Annotated in this window: 16 protein-coding genes; 12 read left to right on the top strand and 4 right to left on the bottom strand. The window is 46.8% G+C overall.

Annotated features, from left to right (window positions below; translation table 11 throughout):
- Positions 1–285 precede the first annotated feature (285 nt).
- The 8 genes from MK185_00775 to MK185_00740 all read left to right on the top strand — a co-directional run bounded on the left by MK185_00775 (position 286) and on the right by MK185_00740 (position 11,944).
- Positions 286–2,115 carry an AAA family ATPase gene (locus tag MK185_00775; GenBank protein MCH2039155.1) on the top strand — a complete coding sequence of 610 codons (1,830 nt, stop codon included), beginning with the start codon at positions 286–288 and terminating at the stop codon, positions 2,113–2,115.
- Between the two features lie 159 nt (positions 2,116–2,274).
- A complete protein-coding gene (locus MK185_00770) occupies positions 2,275–2,592 on the top strand; it encodes a hypothetical protein (GenBank protein ID MCH2039154.1) in 318 nt (105 codons plus the stop codon).
- A gap of 373 nt (positions 2,593–2,965) precedes the next feature.
- Positions 2,966–4,429 carry an exonuclease subunit SbcD gene (sbcD, locus tag MK185_00765; GenBank protein MCH2039153.1) on the top strand — a complete coding sequence of 488 codons (1,464 nt, stop codon included), beginning with the start codon at positions 2,966–2,968 and terminating at the stop codon, positions 4,427–4,429.
- Positions 4,426–8,133, top strand: a complete 3,708-nt coding sequence (locus MK185_00760) for an AAA family ATPase (protein MCH2039152.1) — start codon at positions 4,426–4,428, stop codon at positions 8,131–8,133. Before sbcD ends, MK185_00760 begins: the two co-directional genes overlap by 4 nt.
- Before the next feature lie 99 nt (positions 8,134–8,232).
- Positions 8,233–9,027, top strand: a complete 795-nt coding sequence (locus MK185_00755; GenBank protein MCH2039151.1) for an endonuclease/exonuclease/phosphatase family protein — start codon at positions 8,233–8,235, stop codon at positions 9,025–9,027.
- 131 nt (positions 9,028–9,158) lie between these two features.
- Entirely contained in the window at positions 9,159–9,836 is a 678-nt protein-coding gene (locus tag MK185_00750; GenBank protein ID MCH2039150.1) for a hypothetical protein, read from the top strand.
- Entirely contained in the window at positions 9,833–10,453 is a 621-nt protein-coding gene (locus MK185_00745; protein ID MCH2039149.1) for a hypothetical protein, read from the top strand. Before MK185_00750 ends, MK185_00745 begins: the two co-directional genes overlap by 4 nt.
- A gap of 120 nt (positions 10,454–10,573) precedes the next feature.
- Positions 10,574–11,944: an L-serine ammonia-lyase gene (locus MK185_00740; GenBank protein ID MCH2039148.1), complete on the top strand. Its 1,371-nt coding sequence runs from the start codon at positions 10,574–10,576 to the stop codon at positions 11,942–11,944.
- A 32-nt stretch (positions 11,945–11,976) separates the two neighbouring features.
- On the opposite strand, the gene MK185_00735 is transcribed toward MK185_00740, so the two are convergent.
- The 3 genes from MK185_00735 to MK185_00725 all read right to left on the bottom strand — a co-directional run bounded on the left by MK185_00735 (position 11,977) and on the right by MK185_00725 (position 14,545).
- Positions 11,977–12,573 (bottom strand): rhomboid family intramembrane serine protease, encoded by a 597-nt coding sequence (locus MK185_00735; GenBank protein MCH2039147.1) that lies wholly within the window; start codon positions 12,571–12,573, stop codon positions 11,977–11,979.
- 100 nt (positions 12,574–12,673) lie between these two features.
- Entirely contained in the window at positions 12,674–13,798 is a 1,125-nt protein-coding gene (locus MK185_00730) for an AFG1 family ATPase (protein MCH2039146.1), read from the bottom strand.
- 126 nt (positions 13,799–13,924) lie between these two features.
- Positions 13,925–14,545 carry an alpha/beta fold hydrolase gene (locus MK185_00725; protein MCH2039145.1) on the bottom strand — a complete coding sequence of 207 codons (621 nt, stop codon included), beginning with the start codon at positions 14,543–14,545 and terminating at the stop codon, positions 13,925–13,927.
- A gap of 274 nt (positions 14,546–14,819) precedes the next feature.
- Here MK185_00725 and cysD point away from each other — a divergent pair, with 274 nt between their 5' ends.
- The gene (gene cysD / locus MK185_00720; GenBank protein MCH2039144.1) at positions 14,820–15,728 is read left to right on the top strand and encodes a sulfate adenylyltransferase subunit CysD; all 909 of its coding nucleotides are present in this window, start codon (positions 14,820–14,822) and stop codon (positions 15,726–15,728) included.
- On the top strand, positions 15,728–17,338 hold the full coding sequence (gene cysN / locus MK185_00715) for a sulfate adenylyltransferase subunit CysN (protein ID MCH2039143.1): 1,611 nt from the start codon (positions 15,728–15,730) through the stop codon (positions 17,336–17,338). The genes cysD and cysN overlap by 1 nt, the downstream gene beginning before the upstream one ends.
- A gap of 111 nt (positions 17,339–17,449) precedes the next feature.
- On the opposite strand, the gene MK185_00710 is transcribed toward cysN, so the two are convergent.
- On the bottom strand, positions 17,450–17,764 hold the full coding sequence (locus MK185_00710; protein MCH2039142.1) for an NIPSNAP family protein: 315 nt from the start codon (positions 17,762–17,764) through the stop codon (positions 17,450–17,452).
- A 480-nt stretch (positions 17,765–18,244) separates the two neighbouring features.
- On the opposite strand from MK185_00710, the gene mqo reads away from it, so the two are divergent.
- Together mqo and MK185_00700 are read left to right on the top strand one after the other, a co-directional pair.
- On the top strand, positions 18,245–19,798 hold the full coding sequence (mqo, locus tag MK185_00705) for a malate dehydrogenase (quinone) (protein MCH2039141.1): 1,554 nt from the start codon (positions 18,245–18,247) through the stop codon (positions 19,796–19,798).
- 154 nt (positions 19,799–19,952) lie between these two features.
- Complete coding sequence (locus tag MK185_00700; GenBank protein MCH2039140.1) at positions 19,953–21,116, top strand: Re/Si-specific NAD(P)(+) transhydrogenase subunit alpha; 1,164 nt, start codon at positions 19,953–19,955, stop codon at positions 21,114–21,116.
- Positions 21,117–21,126: the final 10 nt, after the last annotated feature.

Raw genomic sequence — 21,126 nt, 5'->3', positions numbered from 1 at the left:
AAAAACCCGGCTTTTTCAAGTCGGGTTTTTTTGTGGGTGTTTGTTCTGGTATCGCCGTACGAAATGTAAGAGAATGAAGTTGTTGTTGATTATATCAATGGTGATAACCAAGCTTCGTCGCCAGATATAAAAGGCATGTGCATTTTTAAGGGAATACGGTGTTATTGAGTGGAGATTCCAGCAGCGAATTCAGTTGGTCGTGAGGATGTTCAAAGCGCCGGTGTTCCGTGTAAATACACGCGCACAATTAAAACTTTAAGGCTAAGACTCGAATAAGGATGTTTAATGAGACTGCATGAGATCCATATAAATAATTTTAGAAAGCTCAAAAATTGTCACATAAAATTTAGAGACACGACCTTTCTTATTGGGCCGAATAATGCAGGAAAGTCTAGTGTCTTTTCCGCGTTAGAGCATTTTCATAAAAACTCTAATCTAGACAGAGAAGACTATTCCAAGGAGTATAACGAAGATGAAGAGAGCTATACCTACGAAGATGAGGTTGAAATTGTAGCGGAGTATCACAATTTACCTGATACTGCTCACAGCTGGATTGGGTTTAAAGGAAGAGTAATATCATCTCAAGATCAGCTAGATGGTGAGACTGGAAATTCTATCGTATACAAAAAGGTTTGGTCTCTTAATCAAAGCAAACCAAAAATTTTTATGAAGGAGTATCCTAGAACTAGGAGTGCATTGTACGCTGAATGCAGAAAGGTATCAGATCTCGTTGGAGAACATTATTCGGAAGTATTTCTGAAAGAACATTTTGGAGAGGCGAACTTTGATAAAAATCTGACAATAGCTGCAACTAAATCGAAGCTATTAGATTTGCCCGAATGCTGGGATGTTCAAGTGGAAGAAGAAGCTAGTTGGGTGGAAAACCCAGGTGGTATTCCAGGTAATGTCTTATCAAAGTTACCCATTATTGTTGTTATACCTGCAGAATCTTGTATTTCCGAACTTACCAGCCCGGGAGGAGCATTATTTACTTTGTTGGGAGGGTTATTCGATCAAGTTAGAAGCAACTCCGAAAACTATTTTCAAGCACAGGCTTTTCTAAATAATCTGGCCGCTGAGCTTAATCCAAATGATGAAACAACTGATTTTGGCCAATTAATTAGTGACCTTAATGGAATGGTGGATACTCTTTTTCCTGACTCGGCTGTACATGTTAGTGCGACACTTGATGTGCCAGATAAATCTATTAAACCTCAATTTAAGGTAGAGATGGAGAGTAATGTAAAAACTGCTGTGAACTATCAGGGTCACGGAATGATCAGGGCAACAGCTTTTCAGCTCTTGAGATTTGTTCAAGATTTTATAAATAGAAACACCGACAACCCTAGAGCAACCATATTTTGCTTTGAAGAGCCTGAAATATATTTACACCCTTCGGCGGCAAATCAAATGCGGGACTCATTATATGATTTAGCAGGCCCAAATTGTCAGATTATCGCGACTACACATTCGCCTTATATGGTTAATCTTGGATCTGAGAAAAGCATGAGTCTCACGAAATTTAGTTTTACTGAAGACAACTTTTCGACCGCAAATACTTTTAACCTAGAAGAAGCTTTCTTAACGCTTGTCGAAGATGAAAAGCATAACTTGAAAATGCTTTTGAAAGTCGATGACTATATATCAAGGATGTTCTTCTCAAAGAAATGTGTATTTTTTGAAGGTGATACGGAAGAAGTAGTCGTACGCGAAACAATAAAGAGGTTGTCTCATGAAGATAAGGCAAGAGTTATAGGAAATTGCGAATTTCTGAGAGCCAGAGGAAAAGCAGTGCTTATATCAATTGCAAAATATTTGAATGCCTTAGATGTAAACTACATGTTTATGCACGACCGTGATACTGGGACAGAGCGTGCGGAAGCAATGAATGCTCCGATTTTGGCTCAGACAGGAGAAGATAGGCGAATTATGATCGATGAGTGCATTGAGGATTTGTTGGGTTATGATGCACCAAGTAACGAAAAACCATACAGGGCCCATCAACATATACAAGATAATTGGGGGGAGGAATTTGTTGATTTGCCTAATGATTGGAAATCTACGTTCATCAACTTGTGCAGCCCATACTTGGATCATCTTCGAGACGCGCCTTAAAAATTTCCGGGTGCAGGCTGTTACTGGTCGAAACTAGTAGCTTGCAGCGATTAACTTTCGATAGGAATTTGAAATTCGGTCAAATTGGTAACGAAATAGTAGCCCAAAATGATTGATAAAATTTACAACTTAAATCAATGATGCCAAGGAGGCAGTTTTATGTACAAAGAGCAGTTTATTTCCGCTATCAGGAATTTGAAGAAGATACGTCTCACTTTTTACTCGAAAGAAGATGGTAGAGATTTGGTTCGCCTTTGTGCGCCAATGGATTTCGGTCCTAGCCGTCGTGCAAACGATAAATCGGATAGATATCACTTGTGGGATTATGAAAGTGATAAGAAGAATCATGTTTTGTCTTTGTTGCCTGATCAAATAAAAGACATGGAATTCTTGGCTGATAGTTTTGATCCAGAGGAGTTTGTTACTTGGGAGGCAAAGTGGTTTGTAGAACGAGACTGGGGTGCTGTTCATAGTTAGGAAATTTAATAAAAAAGTGCAGGGCTCTATGGGTCCTGTGTTTTTTGTCTCGATGAATTTTTATTTGATTATATGGGGTTCTAATGGAATGAGTTATTAATAGTGCTATTGTGTGAGAATATTTTTAGCGCAAAATGCTAATAATAGGTATAAAGCAGGTAGAGTGATGATTTGTCATCGCTGGCTTATATTGCCAAGCTAGGCTTAGTGTGATGAACAACAACCATCGCTTACTACGTAATCGGAATTATTCTACCCAAGTCAACAATTCTTCAATCAGCTAAGTTGTTAGGACGAAGCTAGCTAGTCTGAATGCAACTCCCAAAGATGATACAATTCGGCCATTAAATCGCTTCGCTCTCGACGGATCTTCATGGCCAGCACTCACTCCCCCTCCAATATCGATAATCCCCAGAGTTCTCTGGATCTGACTCCCCAGTCTACACAGCCGGATACATTGCAATCCTCTGAGCCTGATGAAGTGCAATCTACTGAGCAGGGCACGCCACAACTGCGGGTGCTGCACACTTCAGATTGGCACTTAGGCCAACACTTCTTCGGTAATAGCCGAGATGAGGAACATGCGGCATTTATTGACTGGCTGCTGGGGCAGGTTGAGGAGCACCAGGTCGATGCGCTGATCATCGCTGGTGATATCTTTGATACCGGCACGCCACCAAGTTACGCCCGGGCCCGCTACAGCCAGTTTGTGGCGGCAATGCAGAACACGGGCTGTCAGTTGGTGGTGTTGGGGGGGAACCACGATTCGGTCGCAACCTTGCACGAGTCTCGCGAGTTGCTGGCTTGCCTCAATGCCTCGGTTACCGCGACTGTCACCGAAGATCCGCAAGATCAGATTTTAACGCTGAAAAATCGCAATGGGGACGTAGGCGGAATTTTATGCGCCATTCCGTTTTTGCGTCAGCGTGACCTTGTAAAAAGCCGTGCTGGTGATTCGTCTCAGGATAAACAACAGCAGCTAATGAAAGCGATGAGCGACCATTACCTCGACTTATTTCAGCTGGCTGAGAAAAAGGCAGAGCAGCAGGTAAAACAACAGGGATATTTATTACCAATTCTCGCTACCGGCCATATGACTTGCGTTGGCGGTCAGTTGTCAGAATCAGTACGGGAACTCTATATCGGCACACTGGATGCCTTTCCTGCGGGGCTATTTCCTAAGGCAGACTACATTGCATTGGGCCATTTGCATCGGCCACAAAAAGTCGCCAACAGCGAACATATCCGTTACAGCGGCTCGCCCATTCCATTGAGCTTTGATGAATCATCGGCTGCTAAGCAAGTACTGCTGGCGGATTTCAATGACGGTGAATTAACTCAGGTAACGCCACTGGAAATACCGTTGTTTCGTCGACTGAAGTCACTGCAATGCACATTAGATGAACTGCCGAAGCTATTAGAAAGCATCGCCGAGCACGGCGAAGAAGATCCACTGATGCCCTGGCTAGAAGTGGTGATTGATGCTGACCAATATATCTCTGATCTGCAAAAGCAGATTCAGCAACACACCGATGTATTACGGCTTGAAATTCTCCGGGTCAGACGAAAACGCACCCAGCAGGAGAGAAGCTTGCAGCAGTCGAGCAAGGAAACTCTGGCAGAGCTGGAAATCAGTGATGTATTTGAAGCTTGTTTAGAGCAGTCCGAACTGAGCGAAACTTTGGAAGAAGAACAATTACAGACATTAACCGGGTTGTTTAATCAGGTGGTGGATAGTATTCAGTCGCCTTCAGAAGACGAAAAAAAGGCGGATGAGAAAGAAGTTGCTGCAAATAAAGCGCAGTCGGGCACAAAGCTGCAGGAGAATAACGCGTGAGAATTTTATCCTTGCGGTTAAAAAATATTAATTCCCTCAAAGGTGAATGGAAAATTGATTTCACCAACGATGAGTTCCTCGATAACGGCTTATTTGCTATCACCGGAGCTACCGGCGCTGGTAAAAGCAGTCTGCTGGATGCTATTTGTTTAGCGTTGTATCACGAAACCCCGAGGTTGAGTGTATCGATCAATGAAAACCAGTTAATGACCCGTCATACCGCTGAGTCTCTGGCGGAAGTGGAATTCGAGGTTAAGGGCAAAGCCGGCAATGAATGTTATCGTGCTTTCTGGTCACAGCGCCGTGCCCGGGGCAGCAGTGAGGGTAAATTACAGCCGCCAAAAGTCGAGCTGGTGAAAGTCAGTGGTGATAGCGAAGCCGAACAGAACAAAATTATTACCGATAAAATCGGTGATAAATTACGTCTGACCAGTGAATTAACTGGTTTGGATTTTCAGCGTTTTACCAAATCGATGTTATTGGCCCAAGGCGGGTTTGCTGCATTCTTGCAGGCCTCTGCCAATGAAAGAGCAGAGTTATTAGAAGAACTGACCGGCACCGAAATTTACGGTGAAATTTCACAACGAGTATACGAGGATACTCGCGACCAGGAACAAATATTAGATCGACTGCAAGCCAAAGTTGAGGGAATGCAGTTATTGCCTGCGGAAGAGATCGAAAGGTTGAATGAGCAAAAAGCTGAACTGAAGGCTGAGATTCAACAACAATCTGCTCAACAAAAGTCCTGGCAGCAACAGCATCAATGGCGTCAGCAATGCAGCGATTTGCAACAGCAGCTGAAGCAGGCCAGCGCAGCAGTTGCCGAAGTGAAGCAGACCCGGCAGCAGCAACAAACCGAATTAGATGCCTTACAGCGTGATATTCCAGCCCAGAAAATTCAGCCGGTGTATAAGCAATTACAGCAACTGACGGCCCAGTCTGAAACTCAGCAACGCCAGCTGAACGAAAAACAAACACTGCTCAGTGAAGCTCAGGCAACCGGCGATAAACAGCAGCAAGCAGTTACAGAACAGACTCAGCAATTCCAGCAGCATCAGCAGTTGCAGCAACAAACCGAGCAGCTGATTCATGATCAGGTGATGCCGCTGGATCTACAGATTACTCAGCAAACTTCACAGCAGGCACAGCAACAAAACGACTGTCAGGAACAACAACAGAAGTTAACCCAACTGCAAAGCCAACATGCGGAATTAACCCGGCAACAGCAGCAGGATATTAGTCAGCAAATAACGCTGCAGGATTGGTTACAGCAGCATCCCTGGCAAACACTAGCCAGCCAGCTGCCGTTATGGCAACAACAGCTGCAACAACGCAGTGACGGGATGGTGCAACAGCAAGGTTTACAGCGTCAGTTGTTATCTCAACAAGACGAATTAAAAAGGCATCAGCAGCAGATTCACCACCTATCTGAGCAGCTGGCTAAATCGCAACAGATACGCCAGGACAGTGAGCAGGTGTGCCTGCAGCTAGAGAACAAACGTGCGCAGTTATTAGTGGATTTCAGCGAACCACAGTTACACCAGCGTTACGAAGATTGGCAACAACAGCGCCCGGCGATTGAGCAATTAAAAACCATTCAGCCGTTATTTATAAAAGCGGCAATGAAGCAGCAACAGTTGCGAGCCGATATCGCCACACAGCAACAACATCAGGCGGAAAAAGATACTCATCGACAAGCATTACGTGGCCAATATAAACAGCAAAAGGTACAGGTCGAACAACTCAAAATCATTGTCGAACAACAACGTCAGATTGCTGATTTAAGCCATTATCGTGCGCAATTACAGCCGGGCGAAGATTGCCCGTTATGTGGCTCACAACAGCATCCAAAAATCAGCGACTACGCTAATCAGCATCCCGACCAATATCAGACCCAACTGATTGAAGCGGAACAATTATTAGAGCAGTTAAAACAACAAGGTACTGAACTTAAAACTGAGTTGGAAAAAAGCCAACTGCAGATTGAACATCAGCAACAGCAGTTATCCGAGATTGAGCAGCAACTTAATAACTGGCAGGAAAACTGGCAACAAGCAGCACTGCCTTTATCATTGACGCTGACAATTGCTGAGCAACAGCCGTTTGAGGGCTGGATGGAGAAACATCAGGAACAGGGTGATCAATTACATAACCTGATCAAACGTCTCGATTCTCTGAATGCTCAGCTGCAAGAGCAAACACAGTTACTAAATAAAGCGAATGTCGATCAACAGGCGGCAGAACACCAGACGCTACAGGCACAACAACAAAGCCAACACTGCCAGCAGCAGTTAAGCGAAATTGAAGCGAAGGTATCTGAACAACAAAAGGTCTTGGCTGAACTTGAGCAACACCTGAATCAATCACTGACCGCATTTGAATTAACCTTGCCAGATGATGAAGAGCAGCAACTGTGGCTTGATGAGCAACAACAGCGAGCACAACAATTTGCCAGTCAGAGTGAGTTGCTTCAGCAACTGCAACAGACCATCAGCGTTGCGGAAAAACAAATCGACCTGGCTGCACAGCAATTAACCGAACAGCAAAAAATTGCGACTGGCTCCGAAACTGTATTAAAGGACTGTAACCAACAGCTGACAGAGTTACAACAACAACGTCAGAAATTGTTTGCTGATAAAGACCCTGCGAAAGAAAAGCAGCTGCTTAGTGAACAAACCAAACAACTTAGCCAACAGTTGTCTGCTGCTGAGCAAACCCTACAGCAAAACCAGCAATATCTCAGTGGTTTACAGGGTGAAATTCAACAGCTGCAAAACACGTCAAGCGACGTGAGTAAGCAACTGGTCGCTCGAAACGACGAATGGCAACACCAGTTACAACAGAGTGATTTTGACGACGTCGGGCAATTCACCCAGGCGTTGTTAAGCGATGAAAAGCGCCAGCAATTAACGGAGCTTAAAAACAGCCTGGAGCAAGCGTTAGAGCGGGCTTTAGCGGTGGAGCAACAAGTCGATAAATCATTGCAGTCACTGTTAGCGGGGCCCAAAACGGAATTGTCGCTGCAGCAATTGGCTGAAAACCTTGATGCTACCGAGCAACAACTGGCACAGCAACAACAGCGATTGGGAGAAATAAGCGCAACTTTATCTCGTGAAGAGGAGCAACGGGCCAGTCAGAAAACACTATTTGAAAAAATCGCCATACAGCAACAAAGTGTCACCAGTTGGCGGCAATTAAATGAGTTGATTGGCTCGGCCAAAGGCGACAAGTTCCGTAAGTTTGCTCAAGGTTTAACCCTGGATCATTTAATTTACCTGGCCAATCAACAATTGGATCGCTTGCATGCGCGTTATCAGCTGAAACGTAAGGCCGATCAGGCATTAAGCCTGGAAGTACTGGACACCTGGCTAGGCGATACTGCCCGCGATACCAAAACCTTATCTGGTGGTGAGAGTTTCTTGGTGAGTTTGGCGTTAGCGTTAGCGCTATCAGATTTAGTTAGCCATAAAACTCGCATTGATTCTTTATTCCTCGATGAAGGCTTCGGTACTCTTGATGCAGAAACCTTAGAAGTGGCGCTGAATGCACTGGATAATTTAAACGCCAGCGGAAAAATGATTGGTGTTATTTCTCACGTAGAAGCGTTGAAAGAAAGGATTCCATTGCAGATCGAAGTGCGCAAGGAAAACGGTTTGGGTTATAGCCAGCTGGCGGATCAGTATCGAGTTTCGGGGATGCAGTAATTCATTGACCGGTTTATTTTTCTAGAGAATTTAATATGAATATAGATAACTATCCAAAGTACTATATAAATCGGAGCACTGGTCTGCCTGACGATATTTGTGCTGCAAAAAGACAAATTCAGAAGCCTGGCAGCAGGCCTGCTGCTGATTATTAATGGTTATACGATTGCGCCTTTGTATTTATCGAAAAGCCCGTCAACTTCTTCTGGCCAAATATCGGAAAATAGCGCCCATAAAATCCTGCTAAGTAACGTCAACTCCGCCAACAGCGAACATCAGCGGCTGATTGATCTGATTCAACAGGAATCTCCGGATATTCTGGTGCTGTTGGAAATAAATGATGCCTGGCTGAACTCTCTGCAAACCATCAAAACAACGTACCCGTTTGAAAAAGCCATCGCTCGCAATGATAACTTCGGCATTGCGGTTTTCAGCAAGTTGTACCTCGATAAAGCCGAAGTTCGCTACTGGGGCAATCGTGGTTTACCCAGCTTAATGCTGAACTATCAGTGGCAAGGCCAGGGCATTACCTTGCTGGCAACCCATCCATTGCCACCCATCACAAAAGACATGATGCAACAGCGCGATACTCAGCTGTTGCAGGCGGCTGCAACAGCAGCACAACAAAGCGGACCAGTGATTATGCTGGGCGATTTTAATATCACGCCCTGGTCTTCGGCCTTTAATCAGAGCATCGAGCTCTCCGGGTTAAGCAATTGCCGTAATGGCTTCGGCATTCTGCCGACGTGGCCAGCTCAGTTAAAATGGCCAGCCCTGATGATTCCCATCGATCATTGTCTGGCAAGTGATGCAATCACTGTCTCGGAGTTACGTACCGGAGACGATATTGGCTCGGATCACTTGCCATTAATTATTGAATTGCAGTTACATTAAACTCTTGAGTGTAAGCAAGAGCGAGCACTTGCTAATGCTTTACTAATTTAAGTGAGCCGGTCAGACTGTCGCTCCTTGCTTCTGTAATGGATTTTGGTTCAACCAATAAAAGATCTGATAACCAAACTTACTTGTATCAGCTGAATAAGGATGGAACTGACTTTCAGCAGATTTCTGTTACAGATGCGCATCCTTTGTATTTTTCCGAAACATTTGACTACCTGATTGCAGGTATTCCCAGATCACGTTATCCCGGGTACCAGCAGCTCATTCGTTTCACCTTAAGTAATGGTAACGAAGAGATGCTTTTGGATAATAGCGACGCTTGCCAGTACCGGGAAATACTACCTTCGTTCGATGGTGTAATCTGGGCGGTGCTGAGCCTCACCGGAGATTACTCCGCGTCGCAGAATACTTGCGAAAATATCAGTGTTTCTCTGTCCATGCGCCGGTTTGATAGTTTGGACCCTCTATTCTCCGTACAATCCCAGTCACCCACTTTTCCTTTCGGTGTATGGGATGGAAACATTATGGTTAGTCGGGCGCAGTATTTCTGGATAAACGAAGGTTTGGTTGTTCAGTATTTTGATAAAGACCCCACTCAGGCAACCCTGATAAAGATTGATGGCAGTATTCAGGATATTCGTTTCGATCAGGTATGTGAAAAACAAATATCGACCTCGGGTCCAATTTCTCAGCTCGGAGAGCGGGCGAGGGTAACAGGCTTTATTGGCAGTCTTCAGGCTCATGTGGAGCTGAATATGGTTGAGCCTCACTTGCTGCCATGTAATAGCAGGATTACACCATGACAGGCTTGATGAAAGTACTGCCTATTGTGGCAGCGTTAGGTATTTTTTCCGCCAGTGCTGACATGGTCAGGGCGGATGATGCTGCAACAGCTCATTCGTCTGTTTCCTATGGTGTTGGTGCCGGATGGTCCAATCATGTGTTTGAAGACAGCAACGATCGCTATGGCCTGAATTTCCTGGTGTTTCGTCAAACTCAGGACTACCTTCAGCAAATTTATTTTCAGAAGAATTCCACTGAAATAGAGGTCTTAACTCCGGTAAGTGAGAAACCGGTCGACGTTAATTACGACATCGATTTCTCTTGGAGTAAAACAGGGAGTCGGAATCAATTTCGCGGTTTCTTTCTTGAGCCAAGAGTTGGACTTCGTCTGCAGCAGCATCAGAAAGTAGTGTGTAAGAAAAAAACAGATATTTGTTTTGATGCACAAGACTCAGATCGCAAGGTACGCTCACGATCGAATAAAATGAAACCGCTATTGGGAGCAAATATAGGCTGGAGGGTGGTTCATCAGTTTTGGTATGTTCAGACAATGGTCGAAACGAAAACAGATCTGGAAGACACCTACAGCCTCATTTCATTGAATATCGGGTGGTATTTCGAAGCAAATGACCATTAATGTCAGTGAACTAAGGGCATTCTCACTGAGGATATTGAGTAATGTAAGTTGCCTTCTGGCAATTTACCACAGATGGCGGATACTGGAGATGACAAGCAGGCTCGGTACGGAGGAGTCTTTATGTTCATCAGTACGCTTGATTTGTTTAAGCCGGGTATCGGCCCGTCCAGCTCACACACCGTTGGTCCGATGCTGGCCGCGTGTCGCTTTCGTGACGAGGTTTTAGCGCCGCTGGAAACCGTATCCCCTGGTATGCACGTGCGTTGTATTCTGGGTGGCTCACTGGCACTAACCGGGCGTGGCCATGCCACTGATAAAGCGGTATTACTTGGATTGCACGGGCATCGTCCAGATCGGTTAGCCCACATCAACATTGAAGCTGAAGTCGGCCGTTTGCAGCAACTCGATGGTTTTGATCACGGTGGGCACTGGTTCAACTTTTGTTTCTTTGATGATGTGGTGTTTGCTACCAAGCTACGTTTGCCGGAGCACCCCAATGCGATGCTGTTTGAACTCCGTAATAATCGGGATGAGTTGGTTCGCCACGAACATTATTTCTCGATCGGTGGCGGATTTATCCATAACCGTGCGGAATTGCAGGGTCTGGTAGCGCCACTTAAATTACTGCCCGCCAGTCAATACCCGTTCCCTTTTGACAGTGCCGCCTCAATGGTAGAAATGGCACACAAAAACGGCCTGACCATTGCCGAGATGAAGCGCCAGAATGAACATTTTCATTGGACCGATGAGTGTCTGGATAAAGGCCTGAACGAAATCTGGCAAGCCATGAAGGTGTGCCTCGAAAGCGGTTTAAACTGCGAAGGTGAGTTACCTGGCGGTCTGAAAGTACAACGTCGTGCGCAGCGCTTAATACGGCAGTTACAGCAGTGTGAGGAAAATGCGCAATTACACGAGTGGTTGTGCGCTTATGCAATGGCAGTCAATGAAGAAAACGCGGCTGGCCATGCCGTGGTGACTGCACCGACCAATGGTGCGGCGGGGGTAATTCCTGCGGTGTTGTATTACGTCTGGCGGAATAAGCAATTGTCCGAGCGACAGATACAGGATTTTTTGCTGACTGCGGCGGCAATCGGCGGAATTATTAAACACAAAAGCTCGATTTCGGGCGCTGAAGTAGGGTGCCAGGGTGAGGTCGGTTCTGCCAGTGCAATGGCCGCGGCAGGATTGTGTGCTGTTATGGGTGGCAGTGCGGAACAGATTGAGCATGCTGCCGAAATTGCGCTTGAGCATCATCTGGGTATGACTTGCGATCCGGTGAAAGGCCTGGTTCAGATTCCCTGCATAGAACGAAATGGTTTTGGTGCATTAAAAGCCTATACCGCAGCATCACTGGCCATCCGCGACACTGGCCGGCATGTGATGTCACTGGATAATTGCGTCGCTGCTATGAAGCAAACCGGATTAGAAATGTCGGAAAAATATAAAGAGACCTCACTGGGAGGTTTAGCGGTCAATTACACCGAGTGCTAATGCGTGTTGCATGCCGGTATTGGCCGTATATCTTACATCTCCAGAGTCACTTCTTTTTTGGGCATTTTATGCAGGAAAAATGCGCATATCAGACCAGTCAGGACGCCGAAAATGTTACTTTCCCAGGAAATATAGGCGTTCATTGGTAACAGGCCCAGTACCAGGCCGCCGTATCCCAGCAGTGTCACGAATGAAATCGCCAGGTGTGTTAATTGCCGGGTGCGAATACCGCTCAACAGTAAAAAACCAAACAGTGCATACACCAGACTGTTGAGACCCATGTGAGGTATTCCACGGGCAAATAACCAGACACCGATGCCCGTTGAAATAACTCCGGTAAGTAAGACAGTAACGTACGTTTTTCGACCGTATTGCAGCGTTAAAAACGAAAGGATCATAAAGGGGATGATGTTTGACAGGAAGTGCCAGGCATCTTTATGCAGCAGTGGTGTGGTGATAATAAAAGGCAGCCGGGTAAAGTCACGTGGAATTAACGCCAATTGGTTCAGGCTTCTCAGCGTCAATAGGTTAATAACTTCAATAATGGCAACGATTGTGGCAATGAGAAGGACGAGACGAAACTGTTGCCTGAATCGTTGTTTCAGAAAAGACAGCTTAACTGGTGTCATGATGCGGTATTTCCTTGTTACCGTGGGTATAAAAAATAAGCAGCTTGAGTAAGCTGCTTATTTTTTCACTGATTTATTGAAACGATAAGCAAGAAACGAACTAATCCGCTTTATGTTCGCGAGCTAAATAATCGTGAGATTGCATTTCCAGCATACGAGAGGTGGTGCGCTGGAATTCAAACTCCAGTTTGCCTTTGCCATAAATTTCATGAATCGGCGCATCTGCTGACATAATGACTTTGACGCCACGATCGTAGAATTCATCAATCAGGTTGATATAACGGCGCGCCAGATCATCATTTTTGGTGCCCATTACCGGCACGTTGGAAATCAGAATTGCATGGAACAGTTTACCCAGTTCGATGTAATCGTTTTGAGATCGAGGGCCATCACATAGGCCTTCAAACTCAAACCAGGCAACGTCATCACAGATGGCTTTGGCCGGAATGTTACGACCAAGAATCTCCACATCAACGTTGGTTTCGGTGTGTTTACCGTCGGGTGCCAGGCTATCGAAGCTTTTTTGCAGTGACGCTTCGGCGCTGTTGTCCAGCGGGTAATGATACAACTCGGCCTGCTCAAGAGTACGCAGTCGATAGTCCACGCCGCTATCGACGTTCACAACTTCAGTGTATTTGTTCAGCAATTTAATCGCCGGGATAAACCGATCCCGTTGCAGCCCGTCTTTGTACAGACCATCGGGAATAATGTTGGAGGTCGATACCAGAGTGACACCACGAGCAAACAGTTCCTGCATCAGGCCGCCAAGGATCATGGCGTCACCAATATCAGAGACGAAGAATTCATCGAAGCAGATAACCACCGCTTCTTCGGCAATCTGATCAGCAACTGTTTCCAGCGGGTTCTTTGCGCCGGTCAGTTTGGTGAGGTCGGCGTGAACACGTTGCATAAAGCGGTGGAAATGCGTTCGCATTTTACGCTCGAACGGCAGTGCATCATAAAAGGTGTCAACCAGATAGGTTTTGCCACGGCCAACGCCCCCCCAGAAGTACAGACCTTTAATCGGTTCTTTCTGCTTCTTCTTGGTCAGTAACTTGGACACAAAGCCCTTGTTTTTCTGAGCTTTATAATCGGCTACCAGGTCTTCATACAGGCGCTGCAGATGTTTGACAGCCATTTCCTGAGCGGCATCGTAAGAGAAGTCGTCGCGTTTTAAGTCTTCTTGGTAAAGTTCCCATGGAGTAGAACCTGGAGATGTCGACACGGTGTTTTCCTCGTAAAAGCCGTTTTGGCAAGCCTTGGGGCAAATTTCAGGGGGCGCAATTTAACCTAAAACCGCACTTTTTTGTAGTGCGGCTTACGTCGTGGCATAAACGTCGGGATTGAGCGATCAGATCAGCACCTCCAGATCCTGAATCAATGATTGTTTAAAGTCGGTCAGGCGGCCGTGAAAGAAGTGGCTGCCATCGCTGAAAACCCGCCAATGCGGCTGTGGAACCAGTCGTTCAATCCAGTCGTCCACTTCGTCAAAAGGAACAACTTCATCGGCATCGCCCATATACACATGACTTTCGAATTCATAGGGGAGTGCGTTGGGGGCGTCAAAGTGATGAACCGCTGGTGCCACCAGAAACAGCCCGGATATTAGCTCTGGTTGTTGGCAGGAAGCCAGACAAGCCATTCCGGCGCCAAACGAAAAACCACCGAGATAGATTTTGCTCCAGCCCAGTTCCTGTCGGGCGAATCTCAGCGCGGCAAGCACATCATCGACTTCGCCTTGGCCGTGATCGTGTTCACCTGAACTGCTGCCAACTCCGCGAAAATTGAAACGCAGTGTCGATAGCCCAAGACCTGCGGCTGCACGAGTGGCAGTGGTCACCACTTTGTTATTCATACTGCCATCAAACAAGGGGTGAGGGTGACACATCAGAAAACCGTCGCTGCCCGCGTTATCCACTCGGGCTTCCAGGTCACCGCTGGGTGTTGCGATGCGGATTGCTATTTCACTCATACGTTGTCCCTGTGATTCGGGTTTTATGGGGAGCGCAGTCGGGCCGGTTTAGTGCGGAAACAGACGACCGCCGTTCTGCCTGTGGCTTGGCGACAATGGTAAGTTCCGGGCCGGGGAAATGATACGACAAGCTGCCTATATCCATATAGCTAAATGTTATCGAACATACCTTCTTATATATCTCACCTCTTGATATAGTCGCGTCCATCTAAATTAGGCGAAAAGTAACTCCGATCATGTCCCTGAGGGATAGCTCGGAAGCAGAAGAGCAACCATGACTGACTACAATCTGACGCATCTAAAACAGCTCGAAGCGGAAAGTATTCACATCATCCGTGAAGTCGCTGCAGAGTTTGATAATCCGGTAATGCTGTATTCCGTGGGTAAAGATTCCGCGGTAATGCTGCACCTGGCCCGAAAAGCTTTTTATCCGGGTAAACCACCATTTCCACTGATGCACGTGGATACTAAGTGGAAGTTCAAAGAAATGATCGAGTTCCGCGACAAAATGGCGGAAACCGTTGGTATGGAACTGCTGGTTCATACTAATCCGGAAGGTCTGGCGCAGGGCGTAGGCCCGTTCACCCATGGTTCTTCCAAGCACACTGACATCATGAAAACCCAGGCGCTGAAACAAGCGCTGGACAAATGGGGCTTTGATGCGGCCTTTGGTGGTGCGCGTCGTGATGAAGAAAAATCCCGTGCGAAAGAGCGTGTGTACTCCTTCCGTGATGAAAACCACCGTTGGGACCCGAAAAACCAGCGTCCTGAACTGTGGAACATCTACAACGGTAAAGTAAACAAAGGTGAATCCATCCGTGTATTCCCATTATCCAACTGGACTGAGCTGGATATCTGGCAGTACATCTACATGGAAAACATCGAAATTCCAGGTCTGTACCTGGCAGAAGAACGTCCTGTGGTTGAGCGTGATGGCATGCTGATCATGGTTGACGATGAGCGTATGCCGTTAAACGAAGGCGAAGTGCCTGAGAATAAAATGGTTCGCTTCCGTACCCTGGGTTGTTACCCATTAACCGGTGCCGTGGAATCCACCGCCAACACTCTGCCTGAGATTATTCAGGAAATGCTGCTGACCACTACGTCAGAGCGTCAGGGTCGGGCGATTGACCACGATTCATCCGGTTCCATGGAGAAGAAAAAACAAGAGGGGTACTTCTAATGTCACACCAATCAAACCTGATTGCAGAAGATATCCTGGCGTATCTGAAGCAACACGAAAACAAAGAACTGTTGCGCTTTCTGACTTGCGGTAACGTCGATGACGGTAAGTCTACTCTGATTGGCCGTTTGTTATACGATTCCAAGATGATCTTTGAAGATCAGCTGGCAGCGGTTGAAAATGACTCAGCAAAATCCGGCACTCAGGGCGACAAAATCGACCTGGCACTGTTGGTAGACGGCTTGGCCGCTGAGCGTGAGCAAGGTATCACCATCGATGTGGCTTACCGTTATTTCTCCACTGAGAAGCGTAAGTTCATCATTGCCGACACGCCTGGACACGAGCAGTACACCCGTAACATGGCCACCGGTGCTTCGACCTGTGATCTGGCGATCATCCTGATCGATGCCCGCTACGGTGTTCAGACGCAGACCAAGCGTCACTCCTACATCGCGTCACTGCTGGGTATCAAACACGTCGTTGTTGCCGTGAATAAAATGGATCTGCTGGATTTCTCCGAAGAGCGCTTCGAAGAGATCAAGGCGGATTACCTCAAGTTTGCTGAAAACCTGAATCTGAGCGACATCAAGTGTGTGCCAATTTCTGCGCTAGACGGGGACAATATTGTTAACCGTACCGAGCGCTCCAACTGGTATACCGACAAAACATTGATGGAAATTCTGGAAACGGCAGAAATTTCGGCTGATAAAAATCTGCAGAATTTCCGCTTCCCGGTTCAATACGTAAATCGTCCCAACCTGGATTTCCGTGGTTTCTGTGGCACCGTGGCATCGGGTTCCATTCGCCCGGGCGACAGCGTAATGGCGTTGCCTTCGCGCAAAACCAGCACCGTCGATAAGATTGTGACCTACGAGGGTGACCAGGACGAAGCATTCATCGATCAGGCGGTGACCATCACCCTGAAAGATGAAATTGACGTATCCCGCGGTGATACGCTGGTTCATATCGACGATGTACCCACAGTATCGAGCAAGTTGAACGCCGACATCGTATGGATGGCCGAAGACGCATTGGTTCCGGGTAAACCTTACGACATTAAATTTGCTTCACAGATGTCCCAGGGAGCTGTGTCTAAGATTCACCATCGTGTGGATGTTAACACCATGGATCACCACGAAGCGGACGAAGTCAAACTGAACGAGATTGCGCTCTGTGAAGTGGCGCTGACTAAACCGGTGGCCTTCGACCCGTATCAGAAAAACCGCGCAACGGGTGGTTTTATCGTGATTGACCGTCTGACCAACGTAACTGTTGGCGCTGGTATGATTGTTGGTGAGGCTCAGGATAGTGAGGGTGATGCACACCCAGTGTCGGCGGAAGAGAAAGCCGCACGTTTCGGTCAGAAGCCAGCCGTTGTTGCCATCAACGCAGCAAACGCCGAAGACGTTGCTCTGAAACTGGATCGTCGTCTGTTTGAAATGGGTCGCGTATCTGGCATCGCAACAGCCGAGAATGCAGAACTACTGAAAGCTGCGGGTCTGGTTGCTCTGGTTGCCGGTGGTGCAGACGGCGCTGATATCAGCCTGGCCGCGGATCAGGAGTCTCTGGATAGCCTGATTGCGGAACTGCAGGAGAAAGGAATTATTTAATTCCGTTTTTTCTCTGTCTTTTAAAACCCCGGTCTGGAAACAGATCGGGGGTTTTATTGCGCAGTTTTTACTCTGGGCATTTTGTTGGGCGTATTTAACGCGAAATAACGATTACATATCCAGCGGTTTTAACAGTTTTACACTGACAGCACTTTCTTCAATCAGGCTGAAAACTCTGCCTCTCATTTCAGTTTTCCACCAATCGTCATACGTTTCAGCGTAAAGTCGCTGTCGTGACTCCTCATTTTCAAACTCCCGGAGCCAGACGAAATAGTCGTTACCCTCGTCGTCTGTTTGTAGGTAAGTATTGAGTACGTTCATGCCTTTATGGCGTTGGTAGGGCAGAATTTCGGTACCCATCAGTTCCAGCCATTCCTGTGTTTTGCCCGACTTAATTTTATATTCGCGAAGTTCGATGATTTTCATGTATTCGTTTCTGAGGTCATTCGGGAGATTAATTCACGGGATATTATAGACCAGCGCAATGAGCGAACCGACATTTTGTATCCATATCCTACAGCTTTGTGCACTGCTTTGCTGGTCCACAAACCCGATGCGGTAAAGGCATCCACCGATGCAATCGCGGAATTCTTCAATAAAATGAGCTGAATTTCTTCGTTTTAAACCCTTCTTGTGCCCGGCTTAAGTCATAGTTCCGTTTCAGGCGCTGCAAGCTGGATCATAACAAAAAACCAATGCAAAGAATTGTATGTATAAGCAATAGCTTATAACAGGCATAAAAAACTCTACTGATTACAACCTGCGTTTGCTATTGCGACCAACTTATTGGATCCGTATAACTCCACCTCGAACCTGCTATTGGCGGGTAGGGCCACAAGCCCATTGTAATCGTGTGCAGATCCGCACCATCAGGAAACATGATTTTCACCTACAGGAGAAATCACCATGACAGCGAAGAAAGTTGATGCATTGTTAGTCGGCAGTGGTGTGATGAGTACAACGTTGGCTACTTTACTTAAGAAACTGGAGCCGTCGATCAATATCCTGATGGTCGAGCGACTTCATTCCGTTGCTGGCGAAAGTACTGACGGCTGGAATAATGCCGGAACCGGTCACGCCGGATATTGTGAACTGAATTACACTCCCGAAGTGTTAGCGGCTGACAATGGAAAAAGGGCGGTGGAAATTAATCGCGCATTAACAATTAATTCGAACTTTGAATTATCGCTGCAATTATGGTCATCATTAATCGCTACTGGCGATCTGCCATCGCCACAGGCGTTTATTAATCCCACTCCGCACATCAGCTTCGTTTGGGGCGAAGAAAATGTCGCCTTCCTGCGTGAGCGCTTTGAAAAATTATCGGCACATCATTTATTTGCCGATATGGAATTCAGCGATGATGCTGAGGTTTTGAAGCAGTGGATGCCGCTGGTCATGGATCAGCGTCCGGATGGTGATCCTGTTGCTGCAACCCGTGTTGCTTATGGTGCTGACATCGATTTTGGTTCGCTGACTCGCCACCTGGTGAAAAATCTGCAACAGCAAAATCATTTCGAGCTGATGCTGGATCATGAAGTCGGCGCATTGAGAAAAACAGCCAGCAAGCGCTGGCAGGTTGAAATTAAAAATAATATTACCGGAGATAAACAAACGATCGATAGTCAGTTTGTTTTCCTGGGGGCTGGTGGCGCTGCTTTGCCATTGTTGCAGAAATCGGGCATCCCGGAAGGCAAGGGCTATGGTGGTTTCCCGGTGTCTGGTCAATGGCTGGTGTGTCAAAACCCGAAGGTTGTCGCTCGTCATCACGCTAAGGTATACGGCAAAGCTGCGATTGGTGCGCCGCCGATGTCGGTACCTCACCTCGATACGCGCATGATTAATGGTAAACCGGCGCTCTTGTTTGGCCCCTATGCAGGTTTTACCACGCAATTTCTGAAAGCGGGTTCGAAGTTGGATTTAATCAGGTCGGTGCGTCTAAATAACCTGAAACCGATGGTCGAAGTTGGCCTGAAAAATATGGATCTGACGCGATATCTTATCCGTGAAGTTATGCAGTCTCATGAAGATCGGATGGCGACCTTAAAGCAGTATTATCCGGCTGCCAAAACCGATGACTGGTTCCTCGTCGATGCCGGTCAACGAGTGCAGATCATCAAGAAAGACGCAGATGGTAAGGGAAAACTGGAATTCGGTACGGAACTGGTCGCTGCCGCAGACGGTTCGCTGGCGGCGTTATTGGGTGCATCTCCCGGTGCTTCGGTTGCGACCCGGGCAATGATCGAGGTATTGGAAAAATGTTTTGCACTCAGGATGCAGGCAGGCTGGAAACATCGATTGAAATTGCTGTTGCCTTCTTATGGAGAGTCTCTGATCGAGGATGGCAAATTATTACGTGATATCCGACAGCAAACGCTTACTACGCTGGGTCTGAAGTCGCCTGAAAATACAGTGGCTGGATCATCGGCCATTATCAGTAGCCAATATCACCATGGCTGATTAAACGCGATTAATCTTATCGTATAAGTAATAACTATTTATGAAATAAACGCTGAACCCGGGAATTGAATTCTCAATTCCCGATGGCTTCTGTTTTTCTGAAACTTTTAATCTCACGTCTTTATTAATTTATAAAATATAAGGAGTTTTTATTATGTTGATTGGAGTGCCCAAGGAAATATTTCCTGGAGAAGCCCGGGTGGCATTAATACCTTCGGGTATTCAGATGCTGATCGATAATGGCTTTGAGGTGGTTGTTCAGCAGGGAGCGGGTGATCAAGCGCATTTTGCCGACGATGAATATCGTAACTGCGGTGCCAGTATCGCACCAACCGCCGAGTCGTTGTATCAGCAGGCCGATATCATCCTGAAAGTGCGTCAGCCTCTGGATCAGGAGGTGTTTTTGTTAAAAGAACACACGACCCTGATCTGTCTGTTAGATGCCTGGTTTAATCTGCCTTTAATAAGCCAGTTGGCAGAGCAAAACATCCGCTCATTTGCGTTGGAGTTTATCCCCCGTACTACCAGGGCCCAATCCATGGACGTATTAAGCTCCATGGGGGCCATCAGTGGTTATCGCTCGGTATTGGCCGGTGCCATGGCGCTGCCTCAGTATTTCCCGATGTTGATGACAGCAGCTGGAACTATTCATCCGGCCCGGGTCTTTGTCATTGGTGCCGGTGTGGCGGGTTTGATGGCTATTTCAACCGCACGCCGTTTAGGGGCAGTGGTAGAGGCGTACGACACTCGTTCGGAGGTTCGCGAGCAGGTTGAATCGTTGGGAGCTAAGTTTGTGGAATTTGATCTGGAAACCGAAAGCGGTAACGAGTCTGGTTACGCCAGCGAAAAATCCCAAGCCTTTTATCGCCAGCAACGGGAACAGATGAGCACCAAAATCTCCCAGGCTGACTTGGTTATCACCACCGCGGCGATACCGGGAAAACCCAGTCCACGGCTGATTACCCGTGACATGTTGACCTGTATGAAAAAAGGTTCTGTGGTGGTTGACCTGGCGGCCGAGCGGGGTGGCAATGTTGAAGGGACCGTTGCTGACCAAAAAGTTTATGTCGATGGTGTCACCATTATTGGTTACACCGATCACCCGGGTCGTGTCCCGGTTCATGCATCGCAATTATTGGCAAAAAATATAACTACTTTTCTGCTGAACATGGTCTCCGATGGTGAGCTTAGCGTGAATCCTGATGATGACATTGTGGCTGCCACACTGGTGACCGAAAACGGTGATATAAAACACCCGGGATTACGCCAGAAGATTCAACAAACTTTATCTGAAACTGAAATCGAATCAATCGTCTGAGGGAATATGT

This window comes from Saccharospirillaceae bacterium, assembly GCA_022448365.1.
GTDB lineage: Bacteria > Pseudomonadota > Gammaproteobacteria > Pseudomonadales > Oceanobacteraceae > Bacterioplanoides.
This window is presented reverse-complemented; position numbering and strand designations above follow the sequence as displayed.

What these genes read in the sequence shown, in the direction of transcription:
- MK185_00700 (MCH2039140.1), top strand. Translation starts at nt 19,953, where the DNA reads ATGTTGATTGGAGTGCCCAAGGAAATATTTCCTGGAGAAGCCCGGGTG.
- MK185_00770 (MCH2039154.1), top strand. Translation starts at nt 2,275, where the DNA reads ATGTACAAAGAGCAGTTTATTTCCGCTATCAGGAATTTGAAGAAGATA.
- MK185_00745 (MCH2039149.1), top strand. Translation starts at nt 9,833, where the DNA reads ATGACAGGCTTGATGAAAGTACTGCCTATTGTGGCAGCGTTAGGTATT.
- MK185_00725 (MCH2039145.1), bottom strand. Translation starts at nt 14,545, where the DNA reads ATGAGTGAAATAGCAATCCGCATCGCAACACCCAGCGGTGACCTGGAA.
- cysN (MCH2039143.1), top strand. Translation starts at nt 15,728, where the DNA reads ATGTCACACCAATCAAACCTGATTGCAGAAGATATCCTGGCGTATCTG.
- mqo (MCH2039141.1), top strand. Translation starts at nt 18,245, where the DNA reads ATGACAGCGAAGAAAGTTGATGCATTGTTAGTCGGCAGTGGTGTGATG.
- MK185_00740 (MCH2039148.1), top strand. Translation starts at nt 10,574, where the DNA reads ATGTTCATCAGTACGCTTGATTTGTTTAAGCCGGGTATCGGCCCGTCC.
- sbcD (MCH2039153.1), top strand. Translation starts at nt 2,966, where the DNA reads ATGGCCAGCACTCACTCCCCCTCCAATATCGATAATCCCCAGAGTTCT.
- MK185_00710 (MCH2039142.1), bottom strand. Translation starts at nt 17,764, where the DNA reads ATGAAAATCATCGAACTTCGCGAATATAAAATTAAGTCGGGCAAAACA.
- MK185_00735 (MCH2039147.1), bottom strand. Translation starts at nt 12,573, where the DNA reads ATGACACCAGTTAAGCTGTCTTTTCTGAAACAACGATTCAGGCAACAG.
- MK185_00775 (MCH2039155.1), top strand. Translation starts at nt 286, where the DNA reads ATGAGACTGCATGAGATCCATATAAATAATTTTAGAAAGCTCAAAAAT.
- cysD (MCH2039144.1), top strand. Translation starts at nt 14,820, where the DNA reads ATGACTGACTACAATCTGACGCATCTAAAACAGCTCGAAGCGGAAAGT.